Below are 18,124 nucleotides of genomic sequence, written 5' to 3'. Positions count from 1 at the left end.
TGATCACTGACGCCTACTCACGGAAAATCGTGGGTCATCATGTGCATGAGAGCCTGCACACCGCGTCAGTGATCAAGGCGCTCAAGAACGCCGTCGGACAGCGCCAAACCAAGCAGACGCTGATCCAGCGTTCAGACCGTGGCGCCCAGTACTGCTCCGATCTTTATCAGCGGCTGCACATCAAGCACGGCATGGTCAGATCCTCGGAATCGACCAGTGCCAGTTAAAGACTGTTACCTATGTGCTTGAACTGTTTTGTTACCTATGTGGGTGAGTCATACCGGCGAGACCTTTTGGGTACTTTTGGGGCGTTTGCCAAAAGTGCCTCGCCGTAAGGGCGAAACCGCCAGCCGCCATGACCGCAGCAACGGATATGTACACCAGAAAAAGAAGGTCGGCAGTCAGGCCACGTAACAACCCGCTTACCAAACAAATCCCCCCCAAAGCCCCCTGAACATTGAAACCGCCCCCCACCTGCCCCATCTAACTTTCATACCCCATTGCGCAGGTGCCCCATGAGCGACCAGCAAGCATTCCCGAAAGACCCCAGCGAATACGCCGCACCCGAAAACGCCGAACACCACCACGCCGCCGGTAAAGGCCTGGCCCTGCCCGAGCAGAACCTGCCGGACAAGGTCTACATCATCCCGATCCACAACCGGCCATTCTTCCCGGCGCAAGTGTTGCCGGTGATCGTCAATGAAGAACCCTGGGCCGAGACCCTGGACCTGGTGGCCAAGTCCGAGCATCACTCGCTGGCCCTGTTCTACGTCGACACCCCGCTAGACGACCCCCGGCATTTCGACACCTCCGCCCTGCCGCTCTACGGCACCCTGGTGCGGATCCATCACGCCAGCCGCGAGAACGGCAAACTGCAATTCGTCGCCCAGGGCCTGACCCGCGTACGCCTTAAAACCTGGCTCAAGCACCATCGCCCACCGTACCTGGTGGAAGTCGAATACCCGCACCAGCCGAGCGAACCGACCGACGAGATCAAGGCCTACGGCATGGCCCTGATCAACGCGATCAAGGAACTGCTGCCGCTCAATCCGCTGTATAGCGAAGAGCTGAAGAACTACCTCAACCGCTTCAGCCCCAACGACCCGTCGCCGCTGACCGACTTCGCCGCCGCCCTGACCTCGGCCACCGGCAGCGAACTACAGGAAGTGCTGGACTGCGTGCCCATGCTCAAGCGCATGGAAAAAGTCCTGCCGATGCTGCGCAAGGAGGTCGAAGTCGCGCGCCTGCAGAAAGAAATCTCCGCGGAAGTGAACCGCAAGATCGGCGAGCACCAGCGCGAGTTTTTCCTGAAAGAACAACTCAAGGTGATCCAGCAAGAGCTGGGGCTGACCAAAGACGACCGCAGCGCCGACATCGAGCAGTTCGAGCAGCGCCTGACCGGCAAGGTCCTGCCGGCACAGGCGCAAAAACGCATCGCCGATGAAATGAACAAGCTGTCGATCCTCGAGACCGGCTCACCGGAGTACGCGGTGACCCGCAACTACCTGGAATGGGCGACGGCAGTGCCGTGGGGCATTTATGGGGAAGACAAGCTCGACCTCAAGCACGCGCGCAAGGTGCTCGATAAACACCACGCCGGACTGGACGACATCAAGGACCGCATCCTCGAATTCCTCGCCGTGGGCGCCTACAAAGGCGAAATTGCCGGTTCCATTGTCCTGCTGGTCGGCCCGCCGGGCGTGGGCAAGACCAGTGTCGGCAAATCCATTGCCGAGTCCCTCGGGCGGCCGTTCTATCGCTTCAGCGTCGGCGGCATGCGCGACGAAGCCGAGATCAAGGGCCATCGCCGCACGTATATCGGCGCCCTGCCGGGCAAACTGGTGCAGGCGTTGAAAGACGTCGAAGTGATGAACCCGGTGATCATGCTCGACGAAATCGACAAGATGGGCCAAAGCTTCCAGGGCGACCCGGCCTCGGCACTGCTGGAAACCCTGGACCCGGAACAGAACGTCGAATTCCTCGACCATTACCTGGATTTGCGCCTGGACCTGTCGAAAGTCCTGTTCGTCTGCACCGCCAACACCCTGGACTCGATCCCGGGCCCGTTGCTGGACCGCATGGAAGTGATTCGTCTGTCGGGCTACATCACCGAAGAGAAAATCGCCATTGCCAAGCGCCACCTGTGGCCCAAGCAGCTGGACAAGGCCGGGGTGGCGAAAACCAGCCTGTCCATCAGCGACAACGCCCTCAAGGCCCTGATCGACGGTTACGCCCGCGAAGCCGGGGTACGGCAACTGGAGAAGCAACTGGGCAAACTGGTGCGCAAGGCCGTGGTCAAGCTGATGGATGATCCGCAATCCGTGATCAAGATCGCCCCCAAGGACCTCGAAGCCTCCCTGGGCATGCCGGTGTTTCGCAACGAGCAAGTGCTGTCCGGCACCGGCGTCATCACGGGGCTGGCCTGGACCAGCATGGGCGGCGCGACCTTGCCGATCGAAGCCACCCGCATCCACACCCTCAACCGCGGCCTCAAACTCACCGGGCAACTGGGTGATGTAATGAAGGAGTCGGCCGAGATCGCTTACAGCTACGTGACCTCGCACCTCAAGCAGTTCGGTGGCGATCAGAAATACTTCGACGAAGCCTTCATCCACCTGCACGTTCCGGAAGGCGCGACCCCCAAGGACGGCCCGAGCGCCGGCGTGACCATGGCCAGTGCTCTGCTCTCGCTGGCACGCAACCAGCCGCCGAAAAAAGGCGTGGCCATGACCGGCGAACTGACCCTGACCGGGCATGTGCTGCCGATTGGCGGTGTACGGGAAAAGGTGATTGCCGCGCGCCGGCAGAAGATTTTCGAACTGATCCTGCCCGAGGCCAACCGTGGCAGCTTCGAAGAACTGCCGGACTATTTGAAAGAAGGCATCACCGTGCACTTTGCCAAACGCTTTACGGATGTGGCCAAGGTGCTGTTCTGAGGTTTCTGTAGCGCCTGGACCGGCCTCTTCGCGGGTAAGCCCGCGAAGGCGTCGGCACTGACGACTGCATCCCGGTCTAACCGTCACAATTTGTCTCATCTTCGGTTATGCTCGCCGTTCGTCGCAAATCCGGAGCGCCTGACCCCATGTCCCCAACCCGCCTGTTGCTGCCCTTGAGCCTTGCCTTGCTGACCGCCTGTGCCACCCAGTCGAAACACAACGTGACGCTGGAGCAACAGAGCCAATGCCCGGTGCAGTTGAACAACGGGCAGAACCTGATCCTGACCCTGCCGAGCAACCCGACCACGGGCTATCGCTGGGCCATTCAGGATTCGGCGGGGGGCGTGCTGCGGGCGATCAGCCCTGAGGTGTACACCAACCCCGAAGAAAGTGGCCTGGTGGGTGCGGGCGGACAATCAACCTGGCGCTTTCAGGCCTTCGCCAGCGGTAACGGCCGCTTGCGTCTGACCTACCAGCAGCCGTGGGAGCCGGAAGCAGAACCGGCGCAGACCTTCGACTGCACGATCACGGTGAACTGACCATGGGCTGGCTGATTCTGGCGCTGATGGGCGCATCGACCTTTCTCTACGGGGTGAGTGTTCACGCCGAGTTGCTGTGCCTGCTGGTCAAGCCGTTGCCGGTGCTGGCCCTGCTGGGCTGGTTGCACGACGCACCGCCCAGCGAGTATCGACGCTGGATCAGCCTGGGCCTGATCTTTTCCCTGCTTGGAGACGTGCTGTTGGCGTGGCCCGGCGACCTGTTCGTGTTTGGCCTGGGCGCGTTCCTGGTGGCTCACCTGGCGTACCTCAAGGCTTACTTGAGCGATTGCCGACGCTTGGCACTGCTGCCGCTGATCCTGGCGGTCGTCGTGGGTGGACTGTTGCTCAGCCTGCTGATTTCCCACGGCCTGGGCCCCCTGCTGATTCCGGTGATTGTCTACGCCACGGCCATCAGCGCCATGCTCTGGCGCGCCCTGGCCCGCCTGGACAGCGATGTCCCCAAGCGTTCGGCACTGCTCGCCGCCGCAGGCGCCGTGGCCTTTGTGTTCTCCGACAGCGTGATCGGCATCAGCCGCTTCGTGATGCCGTTCGACGCCGCGCCCTACGTGATCATCATCAGCTACTGGCTGGGGCAATGGGGGATCGCGGCGTCGGCCTTTTCCCAGAAGCAACGTTGAACCACCGTGGCGAGGGAACAAGCGCCCTCGCCATACCCATTGCCTGATGCTGGCGGTTTATCAGACAACCCGCGCATCCACGCGCCAACTTGGCTAAAATACCGGCCTTTTCCACATCCGCCGCTGGAACCGCCGTGAGCAAACAACCCGATCGCCTTTTCGCCCAGCCTTTGGCCCAGGTGCCTGACTTCGCCTTTAACGAGGATGTGGTGCGGGTGTTCCCGGACATGATCAAGCGCTCGGTACCGGGTTATCCGACCATCGTCGAAAACCTCGGCGTGCTCGCCGCACAGTTCGCCCAGCCCAACAGCGTGCTCTACGACCTTGGGGCCTCCCTGGGCGCCGTGACCCAGGCACTGCGTCGTCACGTGCGCACCGACGGTTGCCGGGTGATCGCGGTGGATAACTCTGCGGCAATGGTCGAGCGCTGCCGTGAATACCTCAACGGCCAGGACTCGATGTTCCAGGAGTTGCTGCCGGTAGAAGTGATCGAGGGCGACATCCTCGCCCTGCAATTCCGCCCTGCCTCGGTGGTGGCGTTGAACTTCACCCTGCAATTCATCGCCCCGGACCAGCGCACGGCGTTGCTGTCGCGCATCCGTCAGTCGCTGTTGCCCGGCGGCGCCCTGATCCTCTCGGAAAAACTGCGCTTCGAAGACGAGCAGGAGCACGCGCTGCTCACCGACCTGCACATCGCCTTCAAACGCGCCAACGGTTACAGCGAACTGGAAATTGCCCAGAAGCGCAGCGCCATCGAAAACGTCATGAAGCCCGACAGCCTCGAAGAACACCGCGAACGCCTGCTGGCGGCCGGGTTCTCGAAAGTCGTGCCGTGGTTCCAGTGTCTTAACTTTGCCTCGTTGATTGCCTTGCCATGATTGATCTGTCTCCCCTCGCCCGCCGTCTGGCCGGTACCCCGCTGGCCGACTGGGCCAATACCCTGCAAGCGCAACTCGATAGCAAAATGGAAAAGGGTCATGGCGATCTGGAGCGCTGGCAGAGCGCGCTAGACGCCTTGCCCAGGATCCAGCCGAGCGAAGTCGACCTGCTGAACGGCCTGACTCTGGACACCGACTGCGATGACCAGACCCGTGCGCAAATGCGCACCGCACTGATGGGCCTGTCGCCGTGGCGCAAGGGGCCGTTCGACCTGTTCGGCGTGCATGTCGATACCGAATGGCGTTCGGACTGGAAGTGGTCGCGGGTCGCCCCCCACCTGGACCTTGCGGGCAAGCGCATCCTCGATGTCGGCTGCGGTAACGGGTACTACATGTGGCGCATGCTCGGCGCCGGCGCTGACAGCGTCATCGGCGTTGATCCCAACTGGCTGTTCTTCTGCCAGTTCCAGGCCGTGCAGCGTTACTTGTCCGAGCCCAACGCCTGGCACCTGCCGTTCCCGTTCGAAGACCTGCCACCGAACCTGGAAGGCTTCGACACCGTGTTCTCCATGGGGGTGTTCTACCATCGCCGCTCGCCGATCGAGCACTTGCTGGCGTTGAAGGATTGCCTGGTCAAGGGTGGCGAACTGGTGCTGGAGACGCTGGTGATCGAAGGTGACGAGCAACAGGTGCTGGTGCCGGAAGACCGCTACGCGCAGATGCGCAACGTGTGGTTCCTGCCATCGGTGCCGGCGCTGATGCTCTGGCTGCGCCGCGCCGGGTTCAGCGATGTGCGTTGCGTGGATGTGAGCGTGACCACGATTGAAGAACAACGCGGGACGGAGTGGATGAAGTATCAGTCGCTCAGTGACTTCCTCGATCCCGAGGATCACAGCAAGACGATTGAAGGGCTGCCAGCGCCGATGCGGGCGGTGATTGTGGCCCGCAAGTAAGCCGATCGCCCGATCATTCGAGATCAACATGTGGGAGCGGGGTGTTTAGTCTGAAGGCTTCGCTCGCCGAGCCTTGAAAAACTCGCTCAACACCGCCCCGCACTCCTCGGCCAGCACCCCGCCTTCATACAACACCCGATGGTTGAGAAAACCCTGAGTGAAGAACTGGCCCTGGCTCTGCACAATCCCGGCCTTGGGCTCCAGCGCCCCATAGACCACCCGGGCAATCCGCGAATGCACGATCAGCCCGGCGCACATGCTGCACGGTTCCAGCGTGACGTAGAGCGTGCTGCCCGTCAGGCGATAGTTGCTGACGGCCTGGGCGGCGGCACGGATGGCGACCATCTCGGCGTGGGCGCTGGGATCGCTGCCACTGATCGGGCAATTGAAGCCGCGACCGATGATCTCACCGTCCTGCACCACGACCGCGCCGACCGGCACTTCTCCCAGGGCCGCACCTTGTGCCGCGAGGGCCAGGGCTTCACGCATGAAGTGCTGGTCGCGACTACGGTCGATGATCTGCGCGGGGCGAATCTGACGCATCAGGCCACCTCGATCGCGGCCATCAGGCCGGTTTCCATGTGGTCGATCACGTGGCAGTGGAACATCCATACCCCCGGGTTATCCGCCACCAGCGCGACGCGCGCGCGCTCGTTCTTGCCCAGCAGGTAAGTGTCGGTGAAATACGGGACGACCTTGTGCCGGTTCGAGGCAATGACCTTGAAGCTCATGCCGTGCAAGTGGATCGGGTGTTGGTACTGGGTCATGTTCTTCAATTCGAAAATATAGCTCTGGCCTTTCTTGAGCGTAGCAATCGGCCGGTCGGCGCAGGTCTTGTCCGTGATATCCCAAGCCTGGCCGTTGATCTGCCACAGGCTGGGCGGCTTGCCATTGTCAACGTTTACCGACACCGAGCCCACCCACTCGAAATTGAAGTTGAGTTTCTCGGCATTGGCCATGTCCGGCTCGGCAATCGGATTGGCCGGCAGTGCGGGCGGCCACTCGGTGGGTGCATCGCTGTTGGCCACCGAACGGAAGGTGCCCAGGCGCACCGGACCGTTGCGCAGTGCCAACTCCTCACCCGCCGCGGGCGCCTTGATCGCCAGGCAAATGCGCATGCCCGGCCCCAGCCAGTATTCTTTGCCCAGCGGGCGCGGTTCGATCGGGTTGCCGTCCAGTGCATAGATCCGGGCTTCGACTCCCGGAATATTGATGCGGTAGGTCAGGGTGTTGTCCAGGTTGAGCAAGCGCACCCGAGTGATCTGCCCGGCCGGCAGCTCGATCACCGCCTGCGGCACTCCGTTGATGGTCGACAGGCGCCCCGCCGTGCCACCCCGCGCAGCCTCGCGTGGAATGCTGAAGGGTACGAACGAACCTTCCTCATCCACATGCCAGTTCTTCAGGCTCAGGGTTTTCTCGTACTTGAAGCCGGTGGGCTCACGTTCTTCGACAATCAACGGCCCCACCAGCCCGCGCCCCAGCTCTTCGCTGCTGCTCACATGAGGGTGATACCAGTAGCTGCCGGCGTCCGGCACGCGGAACTTGTAATCGAAGTACTCGCCCGGCAACACCGGCAGCTGCGAAACGTAGGGTACGCCGTCCATTTCCAGTGGCAGGCGGATGCCGTGCCAGTGAATGGTGGTGGCCACTGGCAGGTGGTTGATGAAGCGCACCCGCAGCCACTCGCCCTGGCGCACCCGCAACTCGGTGCCCGGCGCCGATGGGCCGAATGCCCAGGCTTCGGTCTTATGCCCGGGCACCAGCTCAACGTCCAAGGGCGCGGCGATCAGCTCGTAGTCATGCCCTGCGTTGGCGTCCGCCCGCTTCCCCAGCCAGTAACGCGACGCACCACCGACCCCGACACCTACCACTGCCAGACCGGCCAGACCACCCAGTATTTGTCGACGGGTAAAGGACATGGACTCAACTACCTCACGTATCTGCCGCAGGCGCAGGGCCCGCAAAAGGCGAATACGATACACCCGCAGTTGTGAAAGAAACAGCAAAGCGGACGTGACCACGGGACGCAGGCAAGCCAGACGACTGTCCATCACAACGCAAAAAGGCCGCGTGAACACGAGGTTCACACGGCCTTATTCGATACCGGCAATCAAGCCATCAAGGCTTGCGCGGGATCATTCCCACTCAATGGTCGCTGGCGGCTTGCTCGACACGTCGTAGGTGACGCGGGAGATGCCTTCGATTTCATTGATGATGCGCCCGCTGACGGTTTCCAGCAGTTCGTAAGGTAGGTGTGCCCAACGCGCAGTCATGAAGTCGATGGTTTCCACGGCACGCAGGGCCACGACCCAGGCGTAACGACGGCCATCGCCCACCACACCCACCGATTTCACCGGCTGGAACACCACGAACGCCTGGCTGACCTTGTGGTACCAGTCGGCCTTGCGCAGTTCTTCGATGAAGATGTGGTCGGCACGACGCAGCAGGTCGGCGTATTCCTTCTTCACTTCACCGAGGATGCGCACGCCCAGGCCCGGGCCCGGGAACGGGTGACGGTAGACCATGTCGTACGGCAGGCCCAGTTCCAGACCCAGACGACGAACTTCATCCTTGAACAGCTCACGCAGGGGTTCAACCAGCTTGAGGTTCATTTCTTCCGGCAGGCCACCCACATTGTGGTGCGACTTGATCACGTGGGCCTTGCCGCTTTTCGCGCCAGCCGACTCGATCACGTCCGGGTAGATGGTGCCCTGGGCCAGGTACTTGATGTTGTCCAGCTTGCAGGATTCGGCATCGAACACGTCGATGAAGGTACGGCCGATGATCTTGCGCTTCTTCTCAGGGTCGGACTCGCCGGCCAGGTTACCGAGGAACTGCTCTTCGGCGTTGGCGCGGATCACCTTGACGCCCATGTTCTCGGCGAACATGGCCATCACTTGCTCGCCTTCGTGCAGACGCAGCAGGCCGTTGTCGACGAAGACGCAGGTCAGTTGGTCGCCAATGGCCTTGTGCAGCAGCGCGGCAACCACCGAGGAGTCCACACCGCCGGACAGGCCGAGCAGTACGTTGTCGGTGCCGACCTGGGCACGGATGTTGGCAATCGCATCTTCAGCGATTTTCGACGGCGTCCACAGGGCTTCGCAGCCGCAGATGTCGAGGATGAAGCGCGACAGGATGCGACCGCCCTGCTTGGTGTGGGTCACTTCCGGGTGGAACTGCACGCCGTAGTAGCCGCGCTCGTCGCTGAACATGCCAGCGATCGGGCAGCTCGGGGTGCTGGCCAGGATGTGGAAGTCTTCCGGCATCTTGGTGACCTTGTCACCGTGGCTCATCCATACGTCGAGGCCGAACAGGCCGTCAGCGTCGATGTGGTCTTCGATGCCGTCGAGCAGGCGGCTCTTGCCGACCACGTCAACGCGGGCATAACCGAACTCACGCAGTTCGGAACCTTCCACCTTGCCGCCCAGCTGTTCAGCCATGGTCTGCATGCCGTAGCAGATACCGAAGACCGGTACGCCCAGGTCCCAGACCGCTTGCGGTGCACGAGGGCTGTCGGCGACGTGTACGGACTCGGGGCCGCCGGCGAGGATGATCCCTTTTGGCGCGAATTCGCGAATCGCTTCGTCGTCCATGTCGAACGGGTGCAGTTCGCAGTACACGCCGATTTCACGCACGCGGCGGGCAATCAGCTGGGTGTACTGGGAACCGAAGTCGAGGATCAGGATGCGGTGAGCGTGAATGTCGAGGGCCATGATTCAGTCTCGTCTAAGTAATTCAGAAACAGTCGTGATTCAGAAACAACTCGGGGCTGAATAGAACAGCCCCGGTTACTTAACTTTTTGCTTGAAGGCTCAACCTACGCGGTAGTTCGGCGCTTCTTTGGTGATCTGCACGTCGTGAACGTGGGATTCGGCCATGCCAGCGCCAGTGATCCGCACGAACTCAGGCTTGGTGCGCATTTCTTCGATGTTGGCGCTACCGGTGTAGCCCATGGAAGAACGCAGGCCGCCCATCAGTTGATGGATGATAGCGCTCAGGGTGCCCTTGTACGGAACACGCCCTTCGATGCCTTCCGGAACCAGCTTCTCGGCGCCGGCCGAGGAGTCCTGGAAGTAACGGTCGGAGGAACCTTGAGCCTGGGACATGGCGCCCAGCGAACCCATGCCACGGTAAGCCTTGTACGAGCGACCCTGGAACAGTTCGATCTCGCCCGGTGCTTCTTCGGTACCGGCGAACATCGAGCCCATCATCACGCAGGAAGCACCGGCCACGATGGCCTTGGACAGGTCACCGGAGAAACGGATGCCGCCGTCGGCGATCAACGGAACGCCAGTGCCTTCAAGGGCAGCGGCAACGTTGGCGATGGCACTGATTTGCGGCACGCCGACACCGGCGACGATACGGGTGGTGCAGATCGAGCCAGGGCCGATACCGACCTTGACCGCATCCGCGCCCGCTTCGGCCAGAGCCTTGGCCGCAGCGCCGGTGGCGATGTTGCCGCCGATGACCTGCACTTCAGGGAAATTCTGTTTGACCCAGCGAACGCGGTCGATCACGCCTTTGGAGTGACCGTGGGCGGTGTCGACCACCACCACGTCAACGCCGGCTGCCACCAGGGCGGCAACGCGATCGCCGGTGTCTTTACCGGTACCGACGGCAGCGCCGACACGCAGGCGACCTTGATCGTCCTTGCTGGCCAGCGGGTAAGCCTTGGCTTTTTCGATGTCGTTGACGGTCATCATGCCCTTGAGGGCGAACTTGTCGTCGACGATCAACACGCGCTCGATGCGGTGCCTGTGCAGCAGTTCACGCACATCGTTCTTGTTGGCGCCTTCCTTGACCGTGACCAGGCGCTCTTTAGGCGTCATCACTTCACGGACAGTGGCTTCCAGACGGTTCTCGAAACGCACGTCACGGGAGGTGACAATGCCGACCAGGTCGCCATTGTGCAGCACCGGAACGCCGGAGATGTTGTGCATGCGGGTCAGTTCGAACAGCTCGCGCACGGTAGCGTCGGCGTCGATGGTGATCGGGTCCTTGACCACACCGGCTTCGTAACGCTTGACCTTGCGCACTTCGGCAGCTTGCTGCTCGATGGTCATGTTCTTGTGGATGATGCCGATACCACCTTCCTGAGCCATGGCGATTGCCAGACGGGCTTCAGTGACGGTGTCCATGGCGGCGGAGACCAGTGGAATATTCAGCTCGATGCCACGGGTAAGACGGGTTTTAAGACTGACTTCGTTAGGAAGCACCTCGGAATAACCAGGCACTAAAAGAATGTCGTCGAAGGTCAGAGCTTCTTGGCTGATACGCAGCATCGCGGGGGCTCCCGAGCGGGAAAATGGAAGCGCGCCATTATACTCAGACACCCCCGCGGGCTCAATGTAAAAGTCTGTCTATTATTCGCATTGCTGATGTACGGGGATTTCGTTCTTTGTCGGCGCGGCCGAACGCTGCGCCTGCGGGTATTCAAAGTTCGACTTTTACCCAACTCACCGGCAAATCCAGCCACTCGGCAAACTCATCGATAAAACCCTGCTTGAACCCGGCCTCGGCCCAGTTATTGAAGATAAAGCCCAGGTTGGAAAACCCGCACTCCTGCAGAAACAGGAAGCCATTGATGTCATCTTCATGCCCGCATTCGGGGCATATGAAGTTATCGGTGCGGCCCGGCATCCAGTCTTCAAGGCTTTCGAACAGTGCTTCGCCGATCTCCTTGCGGCATTCGGCACAACCGGCCTCCTCGAGAAAACCCTTGGCCGGGGTATAGATGCAGCGCTTGGTGATGATTTCCAGGCCGTTGACGGGATCGCCGAACGGCAGCGCTTCGGGATGCAGCACCACGGCCCGCGCGCCGGGCGCGATGGCATGGGCCATGCGATTGCCGGTACGGCCGCAGGTGGTGAGTGCCTCCTCAATGATGTTCTTGCGCACCAGCCACCGCACAATCGCCCGCGCCCGGGCCTCATGCACGGGCAGGGTAGAGATTTTCGGGACGATGATGCTTTGGGAATTCATGAGGCGGCCTGCGACTTCTGATAAGGATGTGCTGCGGTATTCGACCTGACGCCAGGGCGGTCGGCAGCATAATCCCTGCCCCGCTCAGGTCAAGTACTCAGGTACCGCCCGATCAACGCAATCCCGCTGGCCAGCACCAGCCAGGTGACCAGTCGCACAAAGGCTTCCCGGGACAACTTCATGGTCAACCGTCGACCCATCCACAGCCCCAGCACCATGGCCGGCAACAAACACAGCGCCAACATCAACAAGGGTAGCTCGGCATACACCCCGGCGATCACGAACAGGCTCAAGCGCACCACCGTACTGCAACTGATCAGCGCACTTTGCGTGGCCCGGGCTTCGTCCTTGGGCAAGCGACTGTTCAGGTAGATGGCATACAAAAAGCCCCCGCTGCCGAACAGCGCACCAAACATCCCGCCGACCGTGCCCATGGGCATTGCCCATACGGCGGACAACCGGGCTGGCCGCGCCTTCACCCACAGGCTATAGACCGCATAGACGCTGATGAACAGCCCCATCAATAACAGCAACAGGTCGGACTTGAGGTTCAACAGGAAGATCACCCCCAGTGTGCAACCCAGCGCCATGCACGGCAGCAGGCGCAGCAGTTCGGGCCTGGCCACGTCCCGGCGCGAGGGCAACAGATTGCCGAGCGCCGCGACGAAATCCAGCAACACCAGCAGCGGCACAATCTTCGACAACGGCATGAACAGAATCAGCACCGGGCCCGCCACCAGCGCCGTGCCAAAGCCGGCGATGCCAAACACGATATAGGCCAGGACAATCCCCGCGCCGATCACCAGCCAATCCACAGAGCCAAACGGCCATTGCTGCAACAACTCGATAACACTCATCGGTTCGACGTCCTGAGTCCAAGGTGAAATGACTTTAGCCAGCGACGAGCCTTGCGACTAATATCTTCAGCGCCGCCTACCCATCTCGAAAAGGCATGACTCGTGCTCTCCATCCGCCAACTGCGCTACTTCGTCGAAATTGCAGAAACCGGCAGCTTCAGTGCTGCCGCCGAACGATTGTTCGTGGCCCAGTCGGCCCTGAGCCGACAGATCAAGGAAATGGAGAGCCGACTCAACACCCCGCTGTTCGAACGCACCGCTCGCCAGCCAAGGCTGACCGCCGCCGGCGAAGCCTTTTACCCTCGGGCCAGAGACCTGCTGATCGAACTGGGCAAAGCCAGCGACATGGCAACCCAGGTGGGCACAGGTCAATTGGGCACCTTGCGCCTGAGCCACTCCAGCACCGTTCCCTTGAGCGGCCGGTTGCTCAATGCAATCAGTGGCTACCTGGATCATTGCCCCGGCGTCTCCATGGAGATCGTCAAGCTGTCCTCCGAAGCACAACTCGAAGCGCTGGCCGAGGGCCGCCTGGACGTCGGACTGCTACGCCTGCCGGTGCTGCGCCAGCGCGAAGGGGTGAGCATTGTCCCGCTGTTCAGCGAGTCGTTATTACTCGCCGTCCCTCCCACTCATCCACTGGCAATCGATCATCCCGAACAGGCCATCGATCTGGCGCAATTGAAGGACGAAGCCTTTATCTCGATCCCCCATCCGCAGCGCGGGGGGCTCAGCTATTTATCCGCCGAGTTGTGCATGCGCCAGGGCTTTTTTCCCAAGGCGGCCCGCGTGGTGTCGCGCAAAACCACCCAGTTGCAGCTGATTCAGGCCGGTTTCGGGATTGCCCTGCTGCCGGAATCGATGCGCGACATCGCGCCAGCCAACATCCGCTTCCTGCCCCTGGCGGATCCGGACTGCCAGAGCACCGTCGCCCTCGCCTTTGCGCAAAATCCCACGGCGCTGGTCCAGCAGTTCACGCAACACTTCACCCAGTCTTGCGCACCTTTCTGAGGGAGCAGCGCCCACCCCACAAGGGATTTGCGCTGACTCATGGAGATTGATCGCCGAATGCCTTTAAACTGCGCCCCATGATTAAAGATCCCTTTGCAAGACTCGGCCTGGACCGTGAAGTCCTGACCGTCAGCCAGCTCAACGGCCGCGCGCGGGTGTTGCTCGAAGACGTGTTCAGCAACATCTGGGTCGAAGGCGAAATCTCCAACCTCGCCCGCCCGGCGTCCGGCCATGTGTATTTCACCCTCAAGGACAGTGGCGCCCAGGTGCGTTGCGCGCTGTTTCGGCAGAACGCGGCGCGGGTGCGCCAGGCGCTGAAGGATGGCCTGGCGGTGAAGGTCCGGGGCAAGGTCTCGCTGTTCGAAGGCCGTGGCGACTACCAGCTGATTCTCGACACCGTGGAGCCGGCTGGTGACGGTGCGCTGCGCCTGGCCTTCGATGCGCTGACGGAGAAGCTCAGCGCCGAGGGCTTGTTCAGCGCCGAACGCAAGGTCGCGCTGCCGGCGCATCCGCAACGCATTGGTATCATCAGTTCGCCCACCGGCTCGGTGATCCGCGATATTATCAGTGTGTTCCGCCGCCGCGCGCCGCACGTGGCATTGACCCTGATCCCTACCGCCGTGCAGGGCCGTGAAGCCACCGGGCAAATTGTCCGCGCCCTGAAGCTGGCCGACGCCCGAGGCTTCGATGCCTTGATCCTGGCCCGTGGCGGCGGCTCGCTGGAAGACCTCTGGTGTTTCAACGAAGAAGCCGTGGCCCGTGCGGTGGACGCCTGCGTTACGCCGATCGTCAGTGCCGTCGGCCATGAAACCGATGTGTCGATCTGCGATTTCGTCGCCGATGTCCGCGCCCCCACGCCGTCGGCCGCCGCCGAGCTGCTGGCACCGGACTCCAGCGACCTGTTGCACCGTGTCGAAAGCCTGCACCGCCGACTGGTGATGCGCATGCGCGACCGCCTGATGCGTGACCGCTTGCGCCTGGAAGGTATGGCCCGGCGTTTGCGCCATCCCGGCGAACGCCTGCGTCAGCAGGCACAGCGCCTGGACGATCTGGACATGCGCCTGCGCCGCGCCTTCGAGCGCAACCTCACGGCTCGCCGCGAACGCTTGATCCGCCTGGAAACCCGCCTCGCCGGGCAGCACCCGGGGCGGCAACTGGCGCTCTTGCGCCAGCGCCTGGACAGCCTCGCCGAACGCCTGCCGCGTGCGATGCGCGAAGGCCTCAAGGCACGACACCTGCACCTGCAGACCCAGATGCAAACCCTGCACGTGGTCAGCCCGCTCGCCACCCTGGGCCGTGGTTACGCCATCTTGCTGGATGAGCGCGGCAATGCAATCCGCAGCGCCGCGCAAACCCAGAACGGCCAACGCCTGAAAGCCAGGCTGGGCGAAGGCGAACTGCAGGTCCGGGTCGAAGACAACCATCTGACGCCTGTCACCCTTTCTCTACTGGATTGATCCATGCCGCGTTTTTTCAGTGTTCTCTTTGTGCTGTGCCTGACCGTCAACGCCCACGCCGACAGCTACATCACCCGCTTGCTGAACAAGCCGGTTCCCGGAGGCGTTGCGGTGCTCGACCTGGGCACCTCGGCCCAGGCGCCAAAGGCCAGTTACCAGGGCAAACCGGTGCTGGTGGTCAAGGAGCAGAACAACTGGCTGGCGATTGTCGGCGTGCCCCTGACGGTCAAACCCGGTACCCAGCAAATCAGCAGCGGTGGCCGCACCCTGAGCTTCAGCGTCGGTACCAAGCAGTACCCGGAACAACGCATCACCCTGAAGAACACGCAGCAGGTCAACCCGAACCCGACCAATCTCAAGCGCATCGAGGGTGAACTGGCCGAGCAGCTCAGCGCCTACCGCACCTTCAGCCCGAACATTCCGAGCAACCTGCTATTGGACAAACCGGTCAACGGGCCGCTGTCGAGCAAGTTCGGCGTGCGCCGGTTCTTCAACGGCGAAGAGCGCAACCCCCACGCTGGGCTGGACTTCGCGGTACCCGCCGGCACCCCGATCAAGACCCCGGCAGGCGGCAAGGTGATCCTGATCGGCAACTACTTCTTCAACGGCAACACGGTATTCGTCGACCACGGCCAGGGTTTTATCAGCATGTTCTGCCACATGTCGAAAATCGACGTGAAGGTCGGCCAGCAGCTGGCCCGCGGCGGTGTCGTCGGTAAAGTCGGCGCCACCGGCCGCGCCACCGGACCGCACATGCACTGGAACGTCAGCCTGAACGACGCCCGCGTGGACCCGGCGATATTCATTGGCGCGTTCCAGCCATAACCCGCCCACAGGGATTGCGCATGACGAACGGTCTGCGCAATACCCAACAACATTTCCACATAATCCACGAATAAAATCTCGCCAATAACGACTTTTCGAGTATTCCTCTCAAAGTTTTTCGACTGCTTGCCATCCTTCCTCGCCGCGGTTAGGGTTGAAGGCATGAAAACCTCTCACACCCTCATTCAGCTTCGCCAGCACCGCAGCCTGTGCCTCGTCAGCGCACGACTGCCGGGCTGAATCGCAGTGCCTCGCCCCCGGTTTTATCCCACGTATTTTTGATCCACCGGCAGGCCGCCACTTTTCGGCCAACAGAATAAGGACTTCCCAGATGAGCATGCTCAAAAACCCGTCTTCCAAATACCGCGCGTTCCCGACCATCGACATTGCGGATCGCACCTGGCCGTCGAAGACCATCACCGCCGCGCCGATCTGGTGCAGTTCCGACTTGCGCGACGGCAATCAGTCGCTGATCGAGCCAATGGACGCGGTGAAGAAGCTGCGCTTCTGGAAAACCCTGGTGTCGGTGGGCGTGAAGGAAATCGAAGCTTCCTTCCCGGCGGCCTCGCAAACCGACTTCGACTTCGTGCGGACCTTGATCGAAGACGGCCACATCCCGGACGACACCACCATTCAGGTGCTCACCCAGGGCCGTGAAGACCTGATTGCGCGCACCTTCGAATCCCTTCGCGGGGCGAAAAAGGCCATCGTCCACCTGTATAACGCGACCTCCCCTTCCTTCCGCCGGATCGTCTTCAACCAGGACAAGGACGGCGTCAAGGAAATCGCGGTCAGCGCGGCCAAGCTGTTCGTCAAATATGCCGCCCAGCAGCCGGAAACCGAATGGACGTTCGAGTACTCGCCGGAGACCTTCAGCGCCACCGAGCTCGAGTTCGCCAAGGAAGTCTGCGACGCCGTGATCGAGGTCTGGAACCCGACCCCCGAACACAAGATGATCCTCAACCTGCCCGCCACCGTTGAGTGCGCTACACCGAATATCTACGCCGACCAGATCGAGTGGTTCGGTCGTCACATCAACCGTCGTGACAGCGTGATCATCAGCCTGCACACCCACAACGACCGTGGCACTGGCGTTGCGGCCACCGAACTGGGCTTGATGGCCGGCGCCGACCGCGTCGAAGGCTGCCTGTTCGGCAACGGCGAGCGCACCGGTAACGTCGATCTGGTCACCGTGGCCTTGAACCTCTACACCCAGGGCGTCAACCCTGAGCTGGATTTCTCCGACATCGACGGCGTGCGCAAGGTCGTCGAGGAGTGCAACCAGATTGCGGTTCACCCACGTCACCCGTACGTCGGTGACCTGGTCCACACCGCATTCTCCGGCTCGCACCAGGACGCCATCCGCAAGGGCTTCGCCCAGCAGCAACCGGACGCCCTGTGGGAAGTGCCGTACTTGCCGATCGACCCGGCCGACATCGGCCGCAGCTACGAGGCCGTGATTCGCGTCAACAGCCAGTCCGGCAAAGGCGGTATCGCCTACCTGCTGGAACAGGAATACGGCATCAACTTGCCACGCCGCATGCAGATCGAGTTCAGCCAGGTGGTCCAGCGCGAAACCGATCGCCTGGGCCTCGAGATGACGGCTCAGCAGATCCACGCCTTGCTGCACAGCGAGTACTTGCAGGCCAACACCCCGTACGCGCTGGTCAGCCATCGCCTGCAGGAAGAGAACGGCCATAGCTCGGTCGAAGTGGAAGTTTCCAGCAAAGGCCAGGGCGAAACCAACCTGCACTGGCGCGGCAAGGGCAACGGTGCCCTGGAAGCCCTGGTGGCCGGCTTGCCGATCCCGGTGGAAATCATGGACTACAACGAACACGCCATCGGCGCGGGCACCAATGCCAAGGCAGCGGCCTACATCGAGCTGCGTGTGAACGGCGAACGTGCAGTGCACGGCGTGGGCATCGATGAAAACATCACCACCGCCAGCTTCAAGGCCCTGTTCAGTGCCCTGAACCGCTCCCTGAGCCAGCCACAGGCCAAAGCGGCGTAACACGATAGCCACAGCGCAAAGGCCCCGGGGTGTGAACCTC

At 61.9% G+C, this 18,124-nt stretch carries 15 protein-coding genes and 1 pseudogene; 10 read left to right on the top strand and 6 right to left on the bottom strand.

What is annotated here, in order from left to right; all coding sequences use genetic code 11:
• The 6 genes and pseudogenes from CKW29_RS21670 to cmoB form a co-directional block, all read left to right on the top strand.
• Positions 1-194: pseudogene (locus tag CKW29_RS21670) on the top strand (DDE-type integrase/transposase/recombinase); the annotation flags it as partial.
• Positions 195-515: 321 nt separating this feature from the next.
• Complete coding sequence (gene lon, locus CKW29_RS21660; protein ID WP_095149086.1) at positions 516-2,936, top strand: endopeptidase La; 2,421 nt, start codon at positions 516-518, stop codon at positions 2,934-2,936.
• 146 nt (positions 2,937-3,082) lie between these two features.
• Positions 3,083-3,475, top strand: a complete 393-nt coding sequence (locus CKW29_RS21655) for a protease inhibitor I42 family protein (RefSeq protein WP_095147082.1) — start codon at positions 3,083-3,085, stop codon at positions 3,473-3,475.
• A 2-nt stretch (positions 3,476-3,477) separates the two neighbouring features.
• Complete coding sequence (locus CKW29_RS21650; protein WP_095147083.1) at positions 3,478-4,113, top strand: lysoplasmalogenase; 636 nt, start codon at positions 3,478-3,480, stop codon at positions 4,111-4,113.
• Between the two features lie 134 nt (positions 4,114-4,247).
• On the top strand, positions 4,248-4,991 hold the full coding sequence (gene cmoA / locus CKW29_RS21645; protein WP_095147084.1) for a carboxy-S-adenosyl-L-methionine synthase CmoA: 744 nt from the start codon (positions 4,248-4,250) through the stop codon (positions 4,989-4,991).
• On the top strand, positions 4,988-5,944 hold the full coding sequence (gene cmoB, locus CKW29_RS21640; protein WP_095147085.1) for a tRNA 5-methoxyuridine(34)/uridine 5-oxyacetic acid(34) synthase CmoB: 957 nt from the start codon (positions 4,988-4,990) through the stop codon (positions 5,942-5,944). Before cmoA ends, cmoB begins: the two co-directional genes overlap by 4 nt.
• Before the next feature lie 45 nt (positions 5,945-5,989).
• Here the strand turns inward: cmoB and tadA are convergent, their stop codons facing one another.
• From tadA to CKW29_RS21610, 6 genes are all read right to left on the bottom strand, one after another.
• Positions 5,990-6,487, bottom strand: coding sequence for a tRNA adenosine(34) deaminase TadA (gene tadA / locus CKW29_RS21635; protein WP_095147086.1), 498 nt, complete (start codon positions 6,485-6,487; stop codon positions 5,990-5,992).
• Positions 6,487-7,863, bottom strand: coding sequence for a multicopper oxidase family protein (locus CKW29_RS21630; RefSeq protein WP_095149092.1), 1,377 nt, complete (start codon positions 7,861-7,863; stop codon positions 6,487-6,489). Before CKW29_RS21630 ends, tadA begins: the two co-directional genes overlap by 1 nt.
• Positions 7,864-8,079: 216 nt before the next feature.
• Positions 8,080-9,657: a glutamine-hydrolyzing GMP synthase gene (gene guaA, locus CKW29_RS21625; RefSeq protein ID WP_095147089.1), complete on the bottom strand. Its 1,578-nt coding sequence runs from the start codon at positions 9,655-9,657 to the stop codon at positions 8,080-8,082.
• 99 nt (positions 9,658-9,756) lie between these two features.
• The gene (gene guaB / locus CKW29_RS21620) at positions 9,757-11,226 is read right to left on the bottom strand and encodes an IMP dehydrogenase (protein WP_095149085.1); all 1,470 of its coding nucleotides are present in this window, start codon (positions 11,224-11,226) and stop codon (positions 9,757-9,759) included.
• A gap of 151 nt (positions 11,227-11,377) precedes the next feature.
• Complete coding sequence (locus tag CKW29_RS21615; protein WP_095147091.1) at positions 11,378-11,926, bottom strand: sugar ABC transporter ATPase; 549 nt, start codon at positions 11,924-11,926, stop codon at positions 11,378-11,380.
• A gap of 89 nt (positions 11,927-12,015) precedes the next feature.
• Positions 12,016-12,783, bottom strand: coding sequence for a sulfite exporter TauE/SafE family protein (locus CKW29_RS21610; protein ID WP_095147092.1), 768 nt, complete (start codon positions 12,781-12,783; stop codon positions 12,016-12,018).
• Positions 12,784-12,885: 102 nt separating this feature from the next.
• On the opposite strand from CKW29_RS21610, the gene CKW29_RS21605 reads away from it, so the two are divergent.
• From CKW29_RS21605 to leuA, 4 genes are all read left to right on the top strand, one after another.
• Positions 12,886-13,791, top strand: a complete 906-nt coding sequence (locus CKW29_RS21605) for a LysR family transcriptional regulator (protein ID WP_095149084.1) — start codon at positions 12,886-12,888, stop codon at positions 13,789-13,791.
• Between the two features lie 77 nt (positions 13,792-13,868).
• The gene (xseA, locus tag CKW29_RS21600) at positions 13,869-15,248 is read left to right on the top strand and encodes an exodeoxyribonuclease VII large subunit (protein WP_095149083.1); all 1,380 of its coding nucleotides are present in this window, start codon (positions 13,869-13,871) and stop codon (positions 15,246-15,248) included.
• A gap of 3 nt (positions 15,249-15,251) precedes the next feature.
• The gene (locus CKW29_RS21595; RefSeq protein WP_095147095.1) at positions 15,252-16,073 is read left to right on the top strand and encodes a M23 family metallopeptidase; all 822 of its coding nucleotides are present in this window, start codon (positions 15,252-15,254) and stop codon (positions 16,071-16,073) included.
• Between the two features lie 331 nt (positions 16,074-16,404).
• Entirely contained in the window at positions 16,405-18,084 is a 1,680-nt protein-coding gene (leuA, locus tag CKW29_RS21585) for a 2-isopropylmalate synthase (protein ID WP_095147097.1), read from the top strand.
• Positions 18,085-18,124: the final 40 nt, after the last annotated feature.

It is taken from the genome of Pseudomonas sp. Irchel s3a18 (assembly GCF_900187535.1).
In the GTDB taxonomy this organism is placed as follows: Bacteria; Pseudomonadota; Gammaproteobacteria; order Pseudomonadales; family Pseudomonadaceae; genus Aquipseudomonas.
This window is presented reverse-complemented; position numbering and strand designations above follow the sequence as displayed.